The sequence below is a fragment of the Pseudomonas sp. B12(2026) genome (assembly GCF_057767015.1).
The window spans coordinates 5,274,122-5,293,670 of the sequence record NZ_CM173430.1 but is presented as its reverse complement, the minus strand read 5'-3'; the positions used below and the strand labels follow the sequence as shown (position 1 = coordinate 5,293,670).

The following is a 19,549-nucleotide window of genomic DNA, read 5'->3' as shown; positions in this document are numbered from 1 at the left end:
CGGACCACCCCGACATGCTGAAGCGCCTGCGCCTTTTCCGCGAACGCGGCTGGACGCCCATCGCGGCGGCCGACTATGCCGCCGCCTGGCAGCAGTTCGGCGGTAGCGTCGCCACTCACCCCGACGTGGTCGAGCGCCTGGCCGGCCTGGCCGGCATTCCGGTGCGCTATCTCGGCTGGTTCGACGGCGACGAGCTGTGCGCCGCCGTGCCGGCTTGGGGGCACAACCTGGCGCTGTCCAAGGACGTGCTCAAGCGCGAGGGCAAGAAGGCCCTGTTCGACCTGGGCAACGCCGAGGTCATCCTGCCGATCGCCGAAGGCGCGCGCATCGAACTGCGGCACAAGGTGCGCTACCTCTCCGAGCTCAACCGCGAGCAGGTCAGCGACGCCCGCGAGCAGCCCGAGCAACTGGCGATGAACCGCGCGCCGGCCGACTTCTCGAAGAAATTCCGCTACAACCAGCGCCGCGAGCAGCGCCTGCTGGAAGAGGCGGGCGGCGTGCTGCAGCCGATGAGCGAGCTGAGTCCGGAGGAGCAGGCGCGCATCTACGCCGACCTGTTCCAGCGCCGCTGGGAGTTCGAGGTGCCGGGCAAGGCGCGGCTGGCCGAAGTGTTCGCCCTGATGCGCGAATTCATGCGCGGCTCCCTGGTGCGCCTGGACGGCGAGCCGGTGGCGATCCAGATTCTCTACCGGGTCGAAGCGCCGAAGTGGATCAGCGTGGAATACATCAACGGCGGCGTCGCCCCGGAGAACCGCGAGTTCAGCCCCGGCAGCGTGCTCAGCTTCGTCAACACGCAGGAGGCCTGGGCCGAAGCCGAGGCGCTGGGCAAGCCGCTGCGCTACTCCTTCGGCCGCGCCGACCGCGAATACAAGGACCGCTGGTGCCATCGGGTGCCGGTATTCCAGGTCTGATACGGACACGCCGGCCTTCGCGGTGACCGCAGGATGGCGTGGCGCGAAGCGATACCCATCGCGGCCTCGCAGGTAGCGCCGATGGGTATCGCACGCCGAAGAGCAGTGCGTCCCGACAGGATTACGGAGAACGACCATGAGCGCCCGCAAGCAGCAACTGCTCAAACAGCACCGCCGCAAGAAGCGCGTGGCCCTGCTCATCACCGTGCTGGCGCTGGTCCTGCTGGGCATCTTCGCGCCCTGGTGGAGCGTGCCGCTGGCCGTGATCCTCGGCTGGGTCGCCCACGAAGCCTGGTTCGCCGACCACCTGTTCTACTCGCCGCGCGACAGCTACCGCTACGACTTCCCCGCCGGCAGCGTGGCGCTGCCGGTCGCCCTCGGCCCGCACGGCCTGCATGTCGCCGAAGGCGCGTTGCCGGCGGACGCGGAAACCCTGGTGCTGGAAGTCGACATCAAGGCCTCGCTGCTCGGCCGCTGGCTCGACCCGCAGGTGCTGATCGAGGGCGTCGAGGCGGATCGCCAGGACTTCGAGCGCGGCGTCGGCGGCAAGCGCTACATCAACCTCTCCGGCCAGGGCGCCGCCCTGCGCGCCGGCCACCTGCGCCTCCACGGCCGCCACTGCCGCCTGGCGCAGCAGGGCGTGCTGCACGCCTTCCACAATCCCGACTACGCCCGCCAGCGCCTGCTGATCATCGCGCCCCACGCCGACGATGCCGAGCTGGCCGCGTTCGGCCAGTACAGCCGCTGCGAGGATGCCTGGATCGTCACCCTGACCCAGGGCGAGATCGAGGCCGAACACTACCAGCGCCTGGGCCTGGACAAGGCCGCCGCCGCCCGCCTGAAGGGCCGCCTGCGCACCTGGGACAGCATCGCCGCGCCGCTCTGGGGCGGAGTGCCCGCCGAGCGCTGCGTGCAGCTGGGCTACTACTGCCTGCAACTGCCGGCGATGGCCGCCGAACCGAGCCGGGCCTTCGGCTCGCGCGAATCCGGCGACACCGATACCCGCAGCGTGCGCGGCTTCAATCCGCTGCCGTTGCCGGGCGACCGCGACGGCGCGCCGACCTGGCTGAACCTGGTGGCCGACCTGATCACCCTGATCGAGCACATCCGCCCGGAGGTGATCCTCACCGCCCATCCGGAACTGGACCCCCACGCCGACCACGTGCAGGCCACCCGCGCCGTGCTCGAAGCCATCGGCCGCAGCAGCTGGAAGCCGCAGACCCTGCTGCTCTACGCCAACCACCTGCACGACAACGACCGCTGGCCGATGGGCCCGGCCGACGGCGGCATCGCCCTGCCGCCCTGCATCGAACCCCTGCCGGCCGATCCGCTGTGGAGCCCGGCGCTCGACGCCGCCACCCGCATCGACAAGGCCCAGGCCCTGGCCCTGCAGCACGACCTGCAGACCCCGCTGACCGGCAAGAAGCGCCTGCGCCGGCTGATCCAGCGCGTGCTCGCCGGGCGCCGCTGGCCGGCCAGCGGCGAGGACGAATTCTTCCGCAAGGCGGTGCGCCGCCACGAGCTGTTCTGGGTGCGGAAAATCCACTGAGCGGGGGCTGACCGCCCGCTGTCCGTCTCAAGTCGCAGCGGGCGGCTATGGTATTATCCGCGGCGATTTCGACCTGCGGAGTTCCCATGAAACTGACCATGCCCCGATTCGATCAGGCCCCCGTGCTGGTGGTTGGCGACGTTATGCTCGACCGCTACTGGCACGGCGCGACCTCGCGCATCTCGCCCGAGGCGCCGGTGCCCGTGGTGCGGGTCGAGCAGCATGAGGACCGTCCCGGCGGCGCCGCCAACGTCGCGCTGAACCTCGCCGCCCTCGGCGCCCCGGCCTTCCTGGTCGGCGTCACCGGCGTCGACGAGGCCGCCGACAGCCTCAGCGACAGCCTGCAGGCGGTGGGCGTGACCACCCGCTTCCAGCGCATCGCCGGCCAGCCGACCATCGTCAAGCTGCGGGTCATGAGCCGCCACCAGCAACTGCTGCGCGTGGACTTCGAGGAAGCCTTCCGCACCGACGCTGCGGCCCTCTCCGCCGACGTCGAGGCGCTGCTCGACCAGGTGCGCGTGCTGGTGCTTTCCGACTACGGCAAGGGCGCGCTGAAGAACCACCAGCAGCTGATCCAGGCCGCCCGCCAGCGCGGCATCCCGGTGCTGGCCGACCCGAAAGGCAAGGACTTCGCCATCTACCGTGGCGCCAGCCTGATCACCCCGAACCTCTCCGAATTCGAAGCCATCGTCGGCGGTTGCGTCGACGAGGCCGAGCTGGTCGCCAAGGGCCAGCAACTGATGACCGAGCTGGAGCTCGGCGCGCTGCTGGTCACCCGTGGCGAGCACGGCATGACCCTGCTGCGCCCCGGCCACAGCGCCCTGCACCTGCCGGCCCGCGCCCGCGAAGTGTTCGACGTCACCGGCGCCGGCGACACCGTGATTTCCACCCTGGCCGGCGCCCTGGCCGCCGGCGAGGACCTGCCGCAGGCCGTGGCCCTGGCCAACCTGGCCGCCGGCATCGTCGTCGGCAAGCTCGGCACCGCCGCCATCAGCGCCCCGGAACTGCGCCGCGCGGTGCAGCGCGAGCAGGGCTCCGAGCGCGGCGTGCTGAGCCTCGACCAACTGCTGCTGGCCATCGAGGACGCCCGCGCCCACGGCGAGAAGATCGTCTTCACCAACGGCTGCTTCGACATCCTCCACGCCGGCCACGTGACCTACCTGGAACAGGCGCGCGCCCAGGGCGACCGGCTGATCGTTGCGGTCAACGACGACGGCTCGGTGACCCGCCTGAAAGGCCCGGGCCGGCCGATCAACAGCGTCGACCGGCGCATGGCCGTGCTGGCCGGCCTCGGCGCGGTGGACTGGGTCGTCAGCTTCGGCGAAGACACCCCCGAGCGCCTGCTCGCCGAAGTCCGCCCGGACGTGCTGGTGAAGGGCGGCGATTACGGCGTCGACCAGGTGGTCGGCGCCGGGATCGTCAAGGCCTACGGCGGCGAGGTGCGCGTGCTCGGCCTGGTGGAAAACAGCTCCACCACCGCCATCGTCGAGAAGATCCTCCACCAGGGCTGAGCCTGCTCTTCGTCGGAGCGAGGGGGGCGCCTGGTTCCTGCTCGCGAATGGCTCCGCTGCGGGGGCGGTTCGCGAGCAAGCTCGCTCCTACACGCCGTAGGATGGCGTGGAGCGAAGCGATACCCATCGATGACCCGGCAGGCAACGCCGATGGGTATCGCAAGCTCCACCCATCCTGCGGACTCGCCTCCAGCCTCGCGATCCGGCCGGCAGACCGAGAGTCGCCACTGACCGCTCTGCCAATGGTTGGCGGCAAAGCGGTCATGGTCCCCCCGCCGATTCCCGGCGCATGATCGCTGGCATCCTTCCCGCGTGGAGCGAGATGCCATGACCACCGATGTGCAGGGCCGCGCCCTGGCCATGCTGAACCGCGTCGCCCAGGCCGACTGGCCGGATCGCCTGAAGCTGCGCAAACCCTTCGAGAAGCTGCTCTACAGCGGCAGCCGCACCGGCTTCCGGCTGGTCAGCGAGCGGGCCGCCAAGCAGACCAGGGCCCCGCGCGAGGCCGACCCGGACGGTCTGTTCGACCTGTCCCTGTCCGACGAGCAGCAGATGCTGGTGGAGATGCTCGAAGGCTTCGCCGCCGAGGTGCTGCGCCCGGCCGCCCATGACGCGGACGCCAGGGCCGGCCTGAGCCTGGAGCTGCTGGCCCAGGCGCAGGAACTGGGCCTGACCCACTACGGCGTCGGCGAAGTGCACGGCGGCATGGCCGGCGAGCGCACCGTGGTGACCAACGCGCTGATCGCCGAAGCCCTCGCCCGCGGCGACCTGAGCCTGGCCGCCGCGCTGCTGGTGCCGCTGTCGGCGGCCAACTGCATCCGCCGCTGGGCTTCGCCCGAGCAGCAGGCGCGCTGGCTGCCGGCTTTCATCGGCGAAGACGCGGCGCCGCTGATCGCCATCGCGGTGAACGAGCCGCAGCTGCTGGCCGATCCGCAGCGCCTATCCACCAAGGCACGCAAGCGCGGCGGGCATTACCTGCTGTCCGGCGAGAAGTGCCTGGTGCTGCGCGGCGTGGACGCGCAGAAGCTGATTGTCGCCGCGGAGGCTGGCGATGGCCCGGCGCTGTTCCTCGTCGATACCCGTGCCCGGGGCGTCGAGGTGCGTGCCGAGCCGGCCATGGGCCTGAAGGCCGCCGGCACCGCGCGGGTTCGTCTGAAGAGCGTGAAGGTGCCGGCCGGGCAGCGGTTGGCGGCGGAGCGCTTCGACTACACGGCCTTCCTCGACCACGCCGCGCTGGCCTGGTGCGCGCTGGCGGTGGGCACCGGGCAGGCCGCGCTGGACTATGTGATCGCCTACTGCAACGAGCGCGAGGCGTTCGGCGAGCCGATCAGCCACCGCCAGGGCGTGGCCTTCATGGTCGCGGACATCGCCGTCGAGCTGGACGCCATGCGCCTGATGCTCTGGCGCGCCTGCGCGCTGGCCGAGCGTGGCCAGGCGTTCCACCGCGAGGCGTATCTGGCGCGGCTGCTCTGCGCCGAGAAGGCGATGAAGATCGGCACCGACGCGGTGCAACTGCTCGGGGGCCACGGTTTCACCCAGGAACACCCGGCCGAGCGCTGGTATCGCGACCTGCGCGCGGTCGGCCTGATGGCCGGCGGCCTGCACCTCTGAGGAGCTGCCCATGTACCTCGAAACGCCGAAGAAATTCCGTACCCTGCAGCACCAGGCGCGCCAGGTGGCGGAGAACTACCTGCGACCGATCTCGCGCAAGTACGACAAGGCCGAGCACGCCTATCCCAAGGAGCTCGACCTGCTGGCCGCGCTGCTCGACGGCATGAACGCCGGCTCGCCGGACGCCGTCGGCGCCACCTCCGCCAGCAAGCGCAAGGCCGGCGCGGAGGAGGGCGTGAAGAACGGCGGCAACCTCTCCGCCTGCCTGGGCGTGATGGAAATGTGCCGGGGCGACGTCGGCCTGCTGCTGGCCATGCCGCGCCAGGGCCTGGGCAACGCCGCCATCGCCGCGGTGGCCAACGAGGAGCAGCTCCAGCGCTTCTCCGGCACCTGGGCGGCCATGGCGATCACCGAGCCGGGCTGCGGCTCCGACTCGGCGGCGATCCGCACCAGCGCCACCCGCGATGGCGAGCATTACGTGCTCAACGGCGAGAAGATCTTCGTCACCTCCGGCGCCCGCGCCGACGCGGTGGTGGTCTGGGCGACCCTGGACAGGAGCCTGGGCCGCGCGGCGATCAAGTCCTTCGTGGTGGAGAAGGGCACGCCGGGGATGACCGTCACCCGTCTGGAGAAGAAGCTCGGCATCAAGGCCTCGGACACCGCCTCGATCAGCTTCAGCGATTGCCGCGTGCCGGCGGCCAACCTGCTGGGCAACGCCGAGATCGACGTGGGGAAGGGCTTCGCCGGGGTGATGGAGACCTTCGACAACACCCGCCCGCTGGTGGCGGCCATGGCCGTGGGCGTGGCCAAGGCGTCGCTGGACCGCACCCGCGAGCTGCTGAAGAAGGCCGGCTGCCGCTTCGACTACCGCCAGGCGCTGCTGACCGCCAGCCATGCCGAGGCGATGCTGTACCGGCTGGAGGCCGAATGGGAGGCCGCGCGCCTGCTGACCCTCAAGGCCGCCTGGATGGCCGACAACCGCCTGCCCAACTCCAGGGAGGCGTCCATCGCCAAGGCCAAGGCCGGGCGGGTGGCCAACGAGGTGACGCTGAAGTGCGTGGAGCTGGCCGGCGCGCTGGGCTATGGGGAAGAGGAACTGCTGGAGAAGTGGGCGCGGGACTCGAAGATCCTCGACATCTTCGAGGGCACCCAGCAGATCCAGTTGCTGATCATCGCCCGGCGGTTGCTCGGCAAGAGTTCCAGTCAGCTGAAGTGAACGGCCAGTGGTCGTGGGCGGTTTTTCGTAGGAGCGAGCTTGCTCGCGAACCGCCCAACGACGGAGTGGCTGGTCAGCTTTGTTCGCGAGCAAGCTCGCTCCTGCAGGGAGTGCTACTCCGATCAGGCCGTCAGGCCAGCCGGATCACGGTGGTGGGATCAGGCCGTGCGCCGCCCGCTGCCGGCATTGCCGGCGGCGGGCGGCCACTGCTCCATCCATTCGCGGAAACGAATGCGCTCCTCGCGCACCAGCCAGCCGTCCTGGGCGGCGAAGCTTTCCGACAGCCACAGGCCCCGGGTGCCGGCCTTGCGCAGCTCGCCCTTGCTCAGGGTGTAGAGCTCGCCGGTGGGTTGGCCATGGTCCAGCGGCAGCAGGTAGAGGTCCGGCCGGCGGCGGTCCAGGCGGGCCACCAGCGGGCCGCTTTCGAGCTTCTCGTCGACGTGGAACAGGCTGACGTCGCGGGCGTCCCGGGGCAGTTCCATGCGCAGGTCGTAGACCAGTTGCAGCGAGGCGGTCGGCAGGTGCACGTACGCCTGCGGGCGCTCCAGCAGGCGCAGCGCGCCGGCCTGCACCGGGCGCGAGGCGCCGGACAGCGGGGTGAGGGAGAAGTGGCCGCTCTCGCGGTAACGCAGGCTGCCCTCGTAGGGCGTCGGCAGCCAGGTGTCGCCGAAGCGCCCGCCGAGCCAGCCGTCGGCGGTTTCCACCAGGCACTCCTCGGCGACTTCCTGGATCGCGGTGAGCAACGGCAGGTTCAGTTCGTGGGCCGGCACGTAGCCGGAGATCAGCTTGAGCACCGTGTCGCCACGGTCCAGGCGGCGCTGGCGCACCAGGATCCAGTGGTCGCGGCCCTGGAAGTTCAGGGTCAGGCGCACCGAGACGCCGAGGTTGGCCAGTTCGGTGACGAAGCGTTCGCAGTGATCGACCTGGATCGGCCGGCGGCGCTCCAGCACCTGGGCGAAGTTCAGGGGCTTGCCGAGGGTCTGGTAGGTGAGACCGTCCGTGCCGGCTTCCACCAGCAGGGGCAGGGTCTTGAAGGCGGTCGGGTCCTTGCGGGCGAGCATGCGGGGCATGTGGGCTCCTTTTCGTACAGGGCACCGGGCGGCGCCGAGGCGAACACTGGCCGTCTGCTGGAGGCGGTCGGGCCGATCGATTGCGCGGGTCGCTGAAGCCGAGACAGCCTTGCACCGGCCCTGGTGCTATCGAAAATCAAGAGGATTTCCGGATTTTTCCCTGAAAGGCTTGGTGATTCCGGGGCTATTGCTTGGGAATCACCGGCCGGCGACATTTTCTATGCCCACGGTTTTCCCCGGGGGAGACTGAGCATGGCACAGGAACAGGTCATTCACATGACCGCCGATCAGCGGTCGAGGACTTCGGCGGCGATGCTCACGTTATGGCGCAGGTGCAGCGGATTGATGGTCCCGACGATGGCGCTGGCCACCCCGGGATGCCCCAGCACCAGCTCGAAACTGGCGCGCACCGGGTCGACGCCGGGGGCGAGGGCGGCGTGGCCGCTGGCCAGGGCCTTCTTGATCAGGATGCCGCGGCCATGGGCCAGGGCATGGTCGATCACGGCCTTTTCCGCCTGCTCGTTGAGGTTGTAGGTGACCATCGCGCAGTCGCCGCGCTCCAGGGCCAGCAGGCCGCCGTCGACGGTCTTGCCGGAGAAGCCGAAGCCGCGGATCAGGCCCGCTTCCTTGAGGCGCTCCAGGGTCGCGTAGACCTCGGTGCCCTGCAGGATGTCCAGATCGTTGCCGTCGGAATGCACCAGCACCAGGTCGATGTAGTCGGTTTCCAGGCGCTTGAGGCTGCGCTCCACCGAGCGGCGGGTGTGGGCGGCGCTGAAGTCGAAGTGCGACTGGCCGGCGTCGAACTCCTCGCCGGTCTTGCTGACGATCACCCACTGGTCGCGCTGGCCGCGCAGCAGCGGGCCGAGGCGTTCCTCGCTGCGGCCGTAGGCCGGCGCGGTGTCGATCAGGTTGATGCCCAGCTCGCGGGCCAGTGCGATCAGGTCGGCGGCCTCGCGGTCATCGGGGATGCGGAAGCCCTCGGGGTACTTCACGCCCTGGTCGCGGCCCAGCTTCACGGTGCCCAGGCCCAGCGGCGAGACGTTCAGGCCGGTGCTGCCCAGCGGGCGGTGCAGGTGGTGCAGGGTCTTCATCCGAGCAGTTCCTCCCACACCGGGCGGGCCATGGCCGGGCGCGGCAGGTCGGGCAGGGCGGTGCCCGCCTGCGGGCGGATGCCGTGCTTTTCCAGGGACTCCAGCACGCGATCGGCGAAGTTCGGCGCCAGGGCCAGCTTGGTCGGCCAGCCGACCAGCAGCGCGCCGTCTTCGGCAAGGAAGGCGCTGTCCGGGCGCAGCAGGTTGCTCTGCGCCGGCTCGGCGCGGTCAACCCGCAGGGTGGCCCAGCGCGCGGCGGACAGGTCGATCCAGGGCACCAGCTTGTGCAGTTCGCGCTGCGCCTCGGCGATCTGCCCGGCTTCGTCGCGGGCCACGCCGCCGGCTTCGGCGAGGTCGCCGCCGAGGTACCAGACCCACTGGCCATCGCCCAGCGGATGGGTGGTGACGGTGACGCGCGGCTTGGGGCCGCCGCCCAGGCAGTGGGCGTAGAGCGGTTTCAGCGTCGGCGCGGTGACCAGCACCATGTGCAGCGGGCGGCGCTGCATGGCCGGCTGCTCCAGGCCGAGTTCGCGCAGCAGCGCCTCGTTGCCGGCGCCGGCGCTGAGCACCACGCGCTGGGCGCGGATTTCGCGGCCATCGACGCGCAGGCCGGCCAGCGTGTCGCCGTCGCGCAGCGCTTCGATGCGCTCGCCGGCCAGCAGGCTGTCACCGGCCAGTTCGGCGAGGCGGGCGATCAGGCTGGGCACGTCCAGCACCAGTTCGGTGAGGCGGTAGGCCTTGCCCTTGAAGGCCTTGTCCTGCAGCGCCGGCGGCAGGTCGGCGCCCTTCACCTGGGCGACGCGGCTGCGCACCGCCTTGCTGGCGAAGAAGCTGGTGAGATTGCCGGCCAGGCCGCCGGGCGACCACAGGTAGTGCGCGTCGGACAGCACGCGCACGCCGCGCAGGTCCACCTCGCCGCTGCCGGCCAGGCAGTCGCGCCACAACGCCGGCATGTCGGCGATGGCTTCCGAGGCGCCGGTCAGCGCGCCGTGCAGCGCGTACTTGGTGCCGCCATGGATGATCCCTTGCGAGCGCATGCTCTGCACGCCGCCCAGCGCGGCGTTTTCCACCAGCACGGTGGAAAAGCCGGCGCGTCGCAGGCGGGCGTTGAGCCAGAGACCGGCGATGCCGCCGCCGACGATGAGGATGTCGGTGCTCAGGGATTCGGACATGAAAGCGCCTCGAGGGAAAAACGAAGCGCGCAGTATAACGCCTGGGAGTGGCGGCAAACGCTTGCCGGCTCAGGCTGTTCTCGTAGGAGCGAGCCTGCTCGCGAACGCCATCAGATACGGGGGCTGGTTCGCGAGCAAGCTCGCTCCTGCAAATTGAGGGCGCAGGTTCAATGGCCGGCGGTTCGGGAGAACAACTGGATGACGATCACGCCGCTGACGATCATGCACATGCCGAGGATGGCGGGGGTGTCGAGCTTCTGCTGGTAGAGCACCAGCGCGGCGACGCTGACCAGCACGATGCCCAGGCCGGCCCAGATGGCGTAGGCGATGCCCACCGGGATGCTGCGCACCACCAGGGTGAGCATCCAGAAGGAAATCGCGTAGCCGACGATCACCAGCAGCAGCGGCAGGGGAGTCGACAGGCCCTTCACCGACTTCAGCGAGGCGGTGGCGATCACTTCGGCGACGATGGCGATGGCGAGGTAGAGATAGCCGGGCATGGTGGGGCCTCTCCGGAACGACACGCCGCTCGGTATGAGCGACACGCAGCTGACGTTCGGTCTGCCGGGCATTCTAGTCATCCGGGTGATGGGATAAAGTCATTACCTATCTGCTATTGAGATAGGTTGCGGAGATAGGCCATGCAGTGGAACCTGGATCAGTTGCGGCTTTTCGTCAGCGTTGCCGATCAGTCTTCCTTCTCGGCGGCGGCGCGCCAGCTCCGGCGCGTGCAGTCGGCGGTGAGTTCGTCCATCGCGTTGCTGGAAAGCGACCTGGGCGTGACCCTGTTCGAGCGCAGCAGCGGCCGCCAGCCGGTGCTGACCGCCGAGGGCCGGGCGCTGCTGGCCGAAGCCCGCGAAGTGCTGCGCCAGTGCGAGCGCCTGGAGAGCCGCGCGCTGGCGCTGGTGCGCGGCACCGAGCCCCTGCTGCGGCTGGCGCAGGACGAGGCCATGCCTTATCAGCCGGTGCTCGCCGGGCTGCAGGCGCTGGCCCGGGAGTTCCCCACCCTGGAGGTACAGCTGGCCAGCGGCGCCCAGGGCGACGTGGCGCGCAAGCTGCTGGAGCGCCGCGCCGACCTCGGCCTGCTGTTCCACCACGAGGGCATGCCCGAGCAACTGGAGCGCCAGCGCCTGGGCACCATCGAGATGGTCACCGTCTGCGGCGCCGGGCACGAGCTGGCGAAGCTGGACTATGCCGACCGCCGCGAGCTGGCGCGGCATCGCCAGCTGCTGATGGCGCCGCAGGACAGCCGCTACCCCGGTGGGGAGCAGATCAGCCCGCTGGTGTGGCGCGCCGACAGCTTCTACGCCATGGCCGAACTCTTGATGCGCGACCTCGGCTGGGCCTGGCTGCCGCGCCACGTGGCGCAGTACCCGGCCTACCAGCCGCTGCTGATCGAGCTGGCCAGCGACTGGACGCCGCCAGCGTTGGTGGTGGAGCTGGTCTGGCGCCGCGACGAGCCCCTGGGGCCGGCGGCGCAGTGGCTGGGGGAATGCTTCGCCGAGCACCTCGCCGCGCCGGTGTGACTGGCTTTTCGTAGGACCTTGTCCGCGAAGTCCCGGCGCCCTGCCACGACTATCGCGGATAAGATCCGCTCCTACGGGGCCGGGCTGTAGTCGATGCGGTGCTGGTTGATGGGTATCGCTTCGCTCCACGCCATCCTACGGACCGTGCTCGCATCGCGGTTTGGCGTGCTTTTCGTAGGAGCGGACCTTGTCCGCGAAGTCCCGACGCCGTGCCACGGCCATCGCGGATAAGATCCGCTCCTACGAGAGCGGGACGCCCCGGCGGCGCGGCCGGAAGCGGGCGGTCGTGCGGCTGCGGGGCAGCGGTGCGGGCAGGTAATTTGCTACTCTCCGCCGCCATGAACCGGACCCTCTATACCCTGCTGTTCCACCTGGGCCTGCCGCTGGTCGCGCTGCGCCTGTTCCTGCGTTCGCGCAAGGCGCCGGCCTACGCCCGGCGCGTTGGCGAGCGCTTCGCCATCGGCCTGCCGGCGCTCAAGCCCGGCGGCATCTGGGTGCATGCGGTGTCGGTGGGCGAGAGCATCGCCGCCGCGCCGATGATCCGCGCGCTGATGCAGCGCCATCCGGACCTGCCGATCACCGTCACCTGCATGACGCCCACCGGCTCCGAACGCATCCGCGCGCTGTTCGGCGACCAGGTGCAGCACTGCTACCTGCCCTACGACCTGCCCTGGGCGGCGGCGCGTTTCCTCGACCGCGCGCGCCCGGTGCTGGGTGTGATCATGGAAACCGAGCTGTGGCCGAACCACATCCATCAGTGCGCCCGGCGCGGCATTCCGGTGGCGCTGGCCAACGCGCGGCTGTCCGAGCGCTCGGCGCGCGGCTACGCGCGTTTCGCCGGGCTGACCCGGCCGATGCTGGAGGAGATGAGCTGGATCGCCGTGCAGACCGAGGCCGAGGCCGAGCGCTTCCGCCGGCTCGGCGCACGCCCGGAGTGCGTGAGCGTCACTGGCTCGATCAAGTTCGACCTGACCATCGACCCGGAACTGCTGGCTCGCGCCGATGACCTGCGCGGCCAGTGGCAGGCGCGGCAGCGGCCGATCTGGATCGCCGCCAGCACCCATGCCGGCGAGGACGAAATCGTTCTCGCCGGCCATCGCCAACTGCTGGAGAAACACCCGGACGCGCTGCTGATCCTGGTGCCGCGCCACCCGGAGCGCTTCAATCCGATGTTCGAGCTGTGCGCCCGCGAAGGCTTCCGCACCCAGCGCCGTTCCACCGGCGAGCGGGTGACGGCGGACATCCAGGTGCTGCTCGGCGACACCATGGGCGAACTGCTGTTCCTCTATGCGCTGGCCGACGTCGCCTTCGTCGGCGGCAGCCTGGTGCCCAACGGCGGGCACAACCTGCTGGAGCCGGCGGCGCTGGGCAAGCCGGTGCTGTCCGGGCCGCACCTGTTCAACTTCCTCGAAATCGCCGCGCAATTGCGCGAGGTCGGGGCGCTGCGCGAGGTGGCCGACGCGCCGTCGCTGGCGGTGGCGGTGGCCGCCCTGTGGGACGAGCCGGCGGGCGCCGCGCGCATGGCCGAGGCCGGGCTGGGCGTGATGAAGGCCAATCAGGGGGCGCTGGAGCGGCTGCTGAACGGGTTGGGGCGGTTGATCAAGGGCTGAGGGCAACCTTTCGCGCCGAAGCGCAATGGTTGCACCTGTAGGAGCGAGCTTGCTCGCGAAGGCTCTTCCAGAAACATCGGCGTCAGGCGGGTTCGCGAGCAAGCTCGCTCCTACAGAATCCGAGCCTCAGAAGGTCGGCGGCGTGATCACCCACAGCACCACGGCATCCACATCCCCCGGATTGCCGTAGCGGTGCGGCTCCTGGCTGGAATAGCTGAAGCTGTCGCCCTCGCCCAGCAGGAAATGCCGCTCGCCCACCCACAGTTCGAACGTCCCGCTGAGCAGGTAGCCGGCTTCCTCGCCGTCGTGGCTGTAGCTCTGCTGGCTGTAGGTGCCCGGCGGGAAGCGCGAGTGGAGGATTTCCAACTGGCGGCTGGGCTGCGGGCTGAGCAGTTCGTCGACGATGCCGTCCTCGTAATGCACGCTGGTGCGCGCGTTGCGCCGCACCACGTAGCCGGCGTCGGCCGGGTCGACCTGCACTTCGCTGGCGAAGAACCACTGGATGGTCACGCCCAGGCTGCGGGCGATGTTGAACAGCGCGGGGATCGACGGGTAGGCCAGGTTGCGTTCCAGCTGGCTGATGTAGCCGGCGGTGAGGCTGCTCTGCTCGGCCAGCTCCGCCAGGGTCATGCCGCGCCGCTTGCGCAGGCCGCGGATGCGGGTGCCGAGGAATTGCGCTTCGGCGTTGGCGGGGGCGTCCTGCGGGGCTTTGCGGCTCATGCGGCGAGGGTCCTGGCGAATGGCGTCGTGGGGCATTCTAAACAAAGCCGCTTCAGGGCGGCGTTGTTTAGATCGCCAGCCGAAAGCTGTAAGCCGCAAGCGACAAGTGAACAGCGGCTCTTGCTTGCAGCTTGAGGCCTGCCGCTTGCGGCTGCTCTTATACCGCCCAACCCGCCTTGAGCCCCTCGTAGATCGCTTCCTCCGCCGTGCGCGGCGCCAGGCAGTCGCCGATGCGGCGCACCTCGGCGAGGTCGGCGATCTGGTCGGCCAGTTCGTCCACCGGCTGGTGGCCCTGGCAGAGCACCAGGGTGTCGATGCCTTCCACCAGCATCGGCTCGCCGCTGGCGGTGTGTTGCAGGTAGACGGTGCTGTCGTCGACGCCGTACAGGCGGGCGTAGGTCGTGATGGCGATGCCCAGGCGGTGCAGCTCGCCGGCCATGTGGTCGCGCACGTAGAGCGGCAGGCTCTCGCCGGCGTGGGTGCCGTTCACCGCCAGCTGCACCTGGTGGCCGTCGCGCACCAGGCGCTCGGCGATGCCGGGGGCGATCCAGTCGGCGCGCCAGTCGGTGACCAGCACCGAGCGGCCGATCTTCACTTCGCCGCGCAGCACCTGCCAGGCGTCCACCACCTGCAGGTTGCCGGCTTCCTCGTAGGGCGGGCGATAGGGCTTGGCGCCGGTGGCGACGATGACCACGTCGGGGCGTTCCTGCTCGACCAGCGCGCGGTCGACACGGGTGTTGCGCCGCACGTCGACGCCGGCCAGTTGCATCTCGCGCTGCAGGTTGGTGGAGGCGCCGCCGAACTCGGCGCGGCGCGGCAGCAGCTGGGCCAGATTCACTTGCCCGCCAAGCTGGCCGCTGGCCTCGCAGAGGGTGACGTCATGCCCGCGCTGCGCCGCCACCGCGGCGGCCTTCATGCCCGCCGGCCCGCCGCCGACCACCAGCACGCGCTTGCGCCGGGCGGCCGGATTACGTTCGGCGTAGATCAGCTCGCGGCCGGTTTCCGGGTGCTGGATGCAGGAGATCGGGTAGCCGCGGTGGAAGTGGCCGATGCACGCCTGGTTGCAGGCGATGCAGGCGCGCACGTCGTCGTGGCGGCCGTCGCCGGCCTTGTTCGGCATCTGCGGGTCGCAGATCAGCGCGCGGGTCATGCCGCAGACGTCGGCCTGGCCGCGGGCGAGGATCTGCTCGGCCTCCTGCGGCTGGTTGATGCGCCCGGTGACGAACAGCGGAATCTCCAGGCTGCGCTTGAAGGTGCCGGCCTCGTTGGCCAGGTACGCGGCCTCGATGGCCATCGGCGGGACGATGTGGATGGCGCCGCCCAGCGACGCCGAGGTGCCGGCGACGATGTGCACGTAGTCCAGTTCGCCCTGCAGGGCTTTCACCGCTTGCAGCGATTCGTCCTCGGTGAGGCCTTCCGGGTCACGCTCGTCGGCGGAGATGCGCAGGCCGATGATGAAGTGTTCGTCGGTGGCGGCGCGCACCGCGGCGATCACCTCGCGGGTGAAGCGCAGGCGCGCGTCGAGGTTGCCGTTGTAGCCGTCGCCGCGGTGGTTCACCCGTGGGTTGAGGAATTGCGCCGGCAGGTAGCCGTGGCTGGCCACCACTTCCACCCCGTCGAGGCCGGCGGCGTGCAGGCGGCGCGCGGCGGCGGCGTAGCCGGCGACGATCTCGTCGATCATCGCCTGGCTCAGCTCGCGGGGCATCACCCGGAAGCGCTCGTTGGGCGAGGCGGACGGCGCGTAGGCCACGGCCAGCAGGCCGTCGCTGGATTCCATGATCTCCCGGCCCGGGTGGAACACCTGCGACAGCACCACGGTGCCCTCGGCATGGCAGGCCTCGGCGATGCGCCGGTAGCCGGGGATGCAGGCGTCGTCGGTGGCCATCAGCACGTGGGAGGTGTAGCGCGCGCTGTCGTGCACGCCGGCGACCTGCAGCACGATCAGGCCGACGCCGCCCCTGGCGCGGGCGGTGTGGTAGGCCACCAGCTGATCGTTGACCAGGTTGTCGGTGGGCATCGAGGTGTCGTGCCCGGTGGACATGATGCGGTTCTTCAGCGTCTTGCCGCGAATCTGCAGCGGGCTGAACAGGTGGGGGAACTGGCTCATCGGGCGACTCCGGATTCTTGTTGTCGTGCAGTGCTTGAACATCGGCCGCGCGCGGCGCGGCGGGGCGATCGACTAGGCGTTGCGGGCCTGCCAGTCGACCGGGTAGAGGGCGTAGAACACGCAGGCCTTCTCGCCTTCGTAGGCCAGCGGGGTGCGCTCGGGGACCCAGATCACATCGCCCGGCCGGGCCTCGATCACGCGGTCGGCCAGGCGCAGGCGGAAGCTGCCTTCGAGCACCACGATCAGCTCGTCGTAGAGCACCGTCCACTCGATGGACACGCCGTCGAAGCGGGCCAGGCCCGCGCCCATGGTCTGGCTGTCGGCCGGGCCGATCAGGCGGCAGATGGCGGCGCGCTCGCTGGGCTCGCCGCCGTAGGACTGGAACTGCAGGGCGGACTGCTGGAAGTGACGGACCTGGGACACGGCGGCTTCTCCCGAATCGGAAAATGTTGTCTAAGTTGAGGCTATAGAAATTTACCAATAGTAAAAAATCAACTTGTTTTTTTAAAAGTGACTGGGTAGTTTCGATGCCGCACCCGGACTTCTCCGGGGCAACCGCGACGTGCTCCACAACAACTACAAGAGGAGAGGCGCATGAACCGTCCAGCACGGTCCCCCCTCGCTTTGCGGGCCCGCCCGCAGGCCACCGATCTACCTCTGCCCGTTGTTCCGGCGCGCCCGTCCGGCGTGCGCGCGGCCATTCCGGCCGCGCCCGCTGCCACCTTCGACATGGGGTATGCCCGATGACTTTCCGCGAGAACATTTTCCGCAAGCGCCTCAAGAACGCCGCGCAACCGCTGCTGCTCGCCGTGGGACTGTGCTGCGGCGCCGTCCAGGCCGCCGAGAGCATGGTGGTGGTCGGCTACGGCGGCGCCGGCCAGAAGGCCCAGGACGTGGCCTTCTTCCAGCCGTTCAGCAAGCAGACCGGGGTCGGGCTGACCCAGAGCGAGTACAACGGCGAGATGGCCCGCATCAAGGTGATGGCCGACACCGGCCACGCCGACTGGGACGTGGTGCAGATCGAGGGCCCGGACCTGGCCCGCGGCTGCGACGAGGGACTGTTCGTGCCGCTGGACTGGCAGCAGATCGGCGGCAAGGACCAGCTGATTCCCAATGCCGCCAAGGACTGCGGTTCCGCCGCGCTGGTGTGGGGCGTGGCGATTGCCTACGACGCCGACCGGCTCAAGCCGGCGCCGACCTCCTGGGCGGATTTCTGGGATCTGAAGACATTCCCCGGCAAGCGCGGCCTGCGCAAGCGCGCCATCTACAACCTGGAGTTCGCCCTGCTGGCCGACGGGGTGAAGCCCGCCGACGTCTACAAGGAACTGGCGACCAAGGCCGGCGTCGACCGCGCCTTCGCCAAGCTCGACCAGATCAAGCCCTACGTGCAGTGGTGGGAAGCCGGCGCGCAGCCCGCGCAGTGGTTGGCCGCCGGCGACGTGGTGATGACCTCGACCTACACCGGGCGCATCGCCGACGCCTTCAAGGGCGGGCGCAACCTGCAGGTGGTCTGGCCGGGCAGCCTGTACGGCATGGACTACTGGGCGATCATCAAGGGCTCGCAGCACGTCGACTCGGCGAAACGCTTCATCGCCTTCGCCAACCAGCCCGATGCCCAGGTCGACTACGTGAAGCAGATCGCCTATGGCCCGACCAACCGGCAGGCCGCCGAGCGCCTGCCGTCCGACCTGGCCGGCTGGGTGCCGACCTCGACGCAGAACCTGCCGCAGGGGTTGGCGATGGACGATGAATTCTGGGTCGACCACGGCGAGGAACTGGAGGAGCGCTTCAACGCCTGGGCTGCCCAGTGAGGGAGGGCGCCGGGGGCTTTTCCCGGCAATAGGGGCAGCGTTGCTCTGGCAGTCGTGCTGGCGGGATGGATCACGCGCAGCGTTATCCATCGTGATGGGTATCGCTTCGCTCCACGCCATCCTACGCAGAGCAAATAGAGCAAATACAGGCGCGCAAAAGAAGAAGCCCCGCGATGCGGGGCTTTTTCGTGGTGCTCAGTAGCGGGTGTTGTTCTTCAACTGCGCTTCGGCGGCCTTGGCCAGGTCCGGCGGCAGGAAGTCGCGGTCCGGGTCGTAGTCCGGCTTCAGGTAGCTGCTCAGGGCCTGCAGGTCGCTCGGCGACAGGGTGCCGGCGGTCTGCTTCAGGCGCAGGTTGTCGAGGATGTAGTCGTAGCGGGTGTTGTTGTAGTCGCGCACGGCGCTGAACAGCGAGCGCTGGGCGTCCAGCACGTCGACGACGTTGCGGGTGCCGACCTGATAGCCGATCTGGGTGGCTTCCAGCGAGCTCTGGTTGGAGATGATCGCCTGCAGCCGCGCCTTGACCTGCTCCACGTCGGTGTTCACCGCGCGATGCTGGTTGCGCGCGTCCTGCACCACCTGGCGGCGCTGGCTTTCGCGCAGCTGCTCGCTCTGGTTCAGGCGCTGGTAGGCCTCGCGCACCTGGGAACTGGTCAGGCCGCCGCTGTAGATCGGCACGTTCAGCTGCAGGCCGATGCTGCTCTGGTCGACCCACTTGCCATAGTGCGTGGTGCCGGGCGTATTGACGAAGCCCAGGGCGTCGTTGTCGCCCTTCTGGTACTGCGCCACGGCGTCGACGGTCGGCAGGTGGCCGGCCTTGCGCTGGCGCAGGGTTTCCTCGGCGGCGTCGACCGCGTAGTTGCTGGCCTGCAGCGCGAGGTTCTGCTGCACCGAGGTGTCCACCCAGGCCTTGGCATCGTTGGGCACCGGCGCGACCACCGGCATGGAGTGCAGGATGCCTTCGAGGGCGCTGTACTCGTGGTTGGTCAGGGTGACCAGGGCCTGGAAGGCGTCATCCACGCGCTGCTCGGCGACCAGCCGGTTGGCCCGGGCGGTGTCGTAGCTGGCCTGGGATTCGAGCACGTCGGTCTTGTCCGACAGGCCGACGTCGAAGCGTTCGTTGGACTGGTCGAGCTGGCGCTTGAACGCCGCTTCCTCGGCCTTGCTGGCGGCCAGGTTGTCCTGGGCGCGGAGCACGCCGAAGTAGGATTCGGCGCTCTGCAGGATCAGCGCCTGCTGGGTCGAGGAGAATTCCAGCTGGGCCTGTTCGCTGACGTTCTCCGCCGCCTTGAGCTGGAACCAGCGGTCGGCGCGGAACAGCGGCTGGCTCAGGGTCGCCTGGAGCACCTGGCTGCTGCGGTTGAGCGTCAGGTTGGGCTCGTCCAGCGAGGTGCGGGAGTTGCCCAGGTTGGCGCCGGCGTTGATCTGCGGCAGCAGGCCGGAACGCGCCTGCGGCACGGCTTCCTTGCGGGCCATGTAGTCGGCCTGCGCGGCGGCGAGATCGGCGTTGTTGTCGACGGCGTCCTTGTAGACGCTGATCAGGTCCGTCCGGGTGGACTGGGGAGCGGCGGCCGGAGCGGGCTGTGCAGCCCAGGCAAAGCCTGTCGTGGTGGCCACGGCGACAGCCAGAGAGAGTCTGCGCAGCAT

16 protein-coding genes are annotated in these 19,549 nt (G+C 69.6%); 8 read left to right on the top strand and 8 right to left on the bottom strand.

Annotated elements, in window-relative coordinates; translation table 11 throughout:
- The first annotated feature begins 14 nt into the window (after nt 1-14).
- From AC3B6A_RS24675 to AC3B6A_RS24655, 5 genes are all read left to right on the top strand, one after another.
- On the top strand, nt 15-911 hold the full coding sequence (locus AC3B6A_RS24675) for a GNAT family N-acetyltransferase (RefSeq protein ID WP_488399721.1): 897 nt from the start codon (nt 15-17) through the stop codon (nt 909-911).
- A 136-nt stretch (nt 912-1,047) separates the two neighbouring features.
- The gene (locus AC3B6A_RS24670; protein ID WP_488399720.1) at nt 1,048-2,460 is read left to right on the top strand and encodes a PIG-L deacetylase family protein; all 1,413 of its coding nucleotides are present in this window, start codon (nt 1,048-1,050) and stop codon (nt 2,458-2,460) included.
- An 86-nt stretch (nt 2,461-2,546) separates the two neighbouring features.
- The gene (hldE, locus tag AC3B6A_RS24665; protein ID WP_488399719.1) at nt 2,547-3,971 is read left to right on the top strand and encodes a bifunctional D-glycero-beta-D-manno-heptose-7-phosphate kinase/D-glycero-beta-D-manno-heptose 1-phosphate adenylyltransferase HldE; all 1,425 of its coding nucleotides are present in this window, start codon (nt 2,547-2,549) and stop codon (nt 3,969-3,971) included.
- 327 nt (nt 3,972-4,298) lie between these two features.
- Nucleotides 4,299-5,582: an acyl-CoA dehydrogenase family protein gene (locus tag AC3B6A_RS24660; RefSeq protein WP_488399718.1), complete on the top strand. Its 1,284-nt coding sequence runs from the start codon at nt 4,299-4,301 to the stop codon at nt 5,580-5,582.
- A gap of 10 nt (nt 5,583-5,592) precedes the next feature.
- Nucleotides 5,593-6,798, top strand: a complete 1,206-nt coding sequence (locus tag AC3B6A_RS24655; protein ID WP_488399717.1) for an acyl-CoA dehydrogenase family protein — start codon at nt 5,593-5,595, stop codon at nt 6,796-6,798.
- Between the two features lie 158 nt (nt 6,799-6,956).
- Here AC3B6A_RS24655 and AC3B6A_RS24650 read toward each other — a convergent pair whose 3' ends face one another.
- From AC3B6A_RS24650 to AC3B6A_RS24635, 4 genes are all read right to left on the bottom strand, one after another.
- A complete protein-coding gene (locus AC3B6A_RS24650; protein ID WP_488399716.1) occupies nt 6,957-7,868 on the bottom strand; it encodes a metal ABC transporter ATPase in 912 nt (303 codons plus the stop codon).
- 287 nt (nt 7,869-8,155) lie between these two features.
- Nucleotides 8,156-8,959 (bottom strand): aldo/keto reductase, encoded by an 804-nt coding sequence (locus AC3B6A_RS24645; RefSeq protein ID WP_488399715.1) that lies wholly within the window; start codon nt 8,957-8,959, stop codon nt 8,156-8,158.
- Nucleotides 8,956-10,131 carry an NAD(P)/FAD-dependent oxidoreductase gene (locus AC3B6A_RS24640; RefSeq protein ID WP_488399713.1) on the bottom strand — a complete coding sequence of 392 codons (1,176 nt, stop codon included), beginning with the start codon at nt 10,129-10,131 and terminating at the stop codon, nt 8,956-8,958. The genes AC3B6A_RS24645 and AC3B6A_RS24640 overlap by 4 nt, the downstream gene beginning before the upstream one ends.
- Nucleotides 10,132-10,298: 167 nt before the next feature.
- Nucleotides 10,299-10,631: a DMT family transporter gene (locus tag AC3B6A_RS24635; RefSeq protein WP_488399712.1), complete on the bottom strand. Its 333-nt coding sequence runs from the start codon at nt 10,629-10,631 to the stop codon at nt 10,299-10,301.
- Between the two features lie 141 nt (nt 10,632-10,772).
- Here AC3B6A_RS24635 and AC3B6A_RS24630 point away from each other — a divergent pair, with 141 nt between their 5' ends.
- Nucleotides 10,773-11,657, top strand: coding sequence for a LysR family transcriptional regulator (locus tag AC3B6A_RS24630; protein WP_488399711.1), 885 nt, complete (start codon nt 10,773-10,775; stop codon nt 11,655-11,657).
- Nucleotides 11,658-11,995: 338 nt separating this feature from the next.
- Nucleotides 11,996-13,267, top strand: a complete 1,272-nt coding sequence (gene waaA, locus AC3B6A_RS24625; RefSeq protein WP_488399710.1) for a lipid IV(A) 3-deoxy-D-manno-octulosonic acid transferase — start codon at nt 11,996-11,998, stop codon at nt 13,265-13,267.
- Nucleotides 13,268-13,393: 126 nt separating this feature from the next.
- Here the strand turns inward: waaA and AC3B6A_RS24620 are convergent, their stop codons facing one another.
- The 3 genes from AC3B6A_RS24620 to AC3B6A_RS24610 all read right to left on the bottom strand — a co-directional run bounded on the left by AC3B6A_RS24620 (nt 13,394) and on the right by AC3B6A_RS24610 (nt 16,517).
- A complete protein-coding gene (locus AC3B6A_RS24620) occupies nt 13,394-13,987 on the bottom strand; it encodes a helix-turn-helix domain-containing protein (RefSeq protein WP_488399708.1) in 594 nt (197 codons plus the stop codon).
- 157 nt (nt 13,988-14,144) lie between these two features.
- Nucleotides 14,145-16,094, bottom strand: coding sequence for an oxidoreductase (locus AC3B6A_RS24615; RefSeq protein WP_488399707.1), 1,950 nt, complete (start codon nt 16,092-16,094; stop codon nt 14,145-14,147).
- Nucleotides 16,095-16,166: 72 nt separating this feature from the next.
- Entirely contained in the window at nt 16,167-16,517 is a 351-nt protein-coding gene (locus tag AC3B6A_RS24610) for a EutQ-related cupin domain-containing protein (RefSeq protein WP_488399706.1), read from the bottom strand.
- A gap of 320 nt (nt 16,518-16,837) precedes the next feature.
- Here AC3B6A_RS24610 and AC3B6A_RS24605 point away from each other — a divergent pair, with 320 nt between their 5' ends.
- Nucleotides 16,838-17,905, top strand: a complete 1,068-nt coding sequence (locus tag AC3B6A_RS24605) for an ABC transporter substrate-binding protein (RefSeq protein ID WP_488399705.1) — start codon at nt 16,838-16,840, stop codon at nt 17,903-17,905.
- Between the two features lie 195 nt (nt 17,906-18,100).
- Here AC3B6A_RS24605 and AC3B6A_RS24600 read toward each other — a convergent pair whose 3' ends face one another.
- A complete protein-coding gene (locus tag AC3B6A_RS24600) occupies nt 18,101-19,549 on the bottom strand; it encodes a TolC family outer membrane protein (RefSeq protein WP_488399704.1) in 1,449 nt (482 codons plus the stop codon).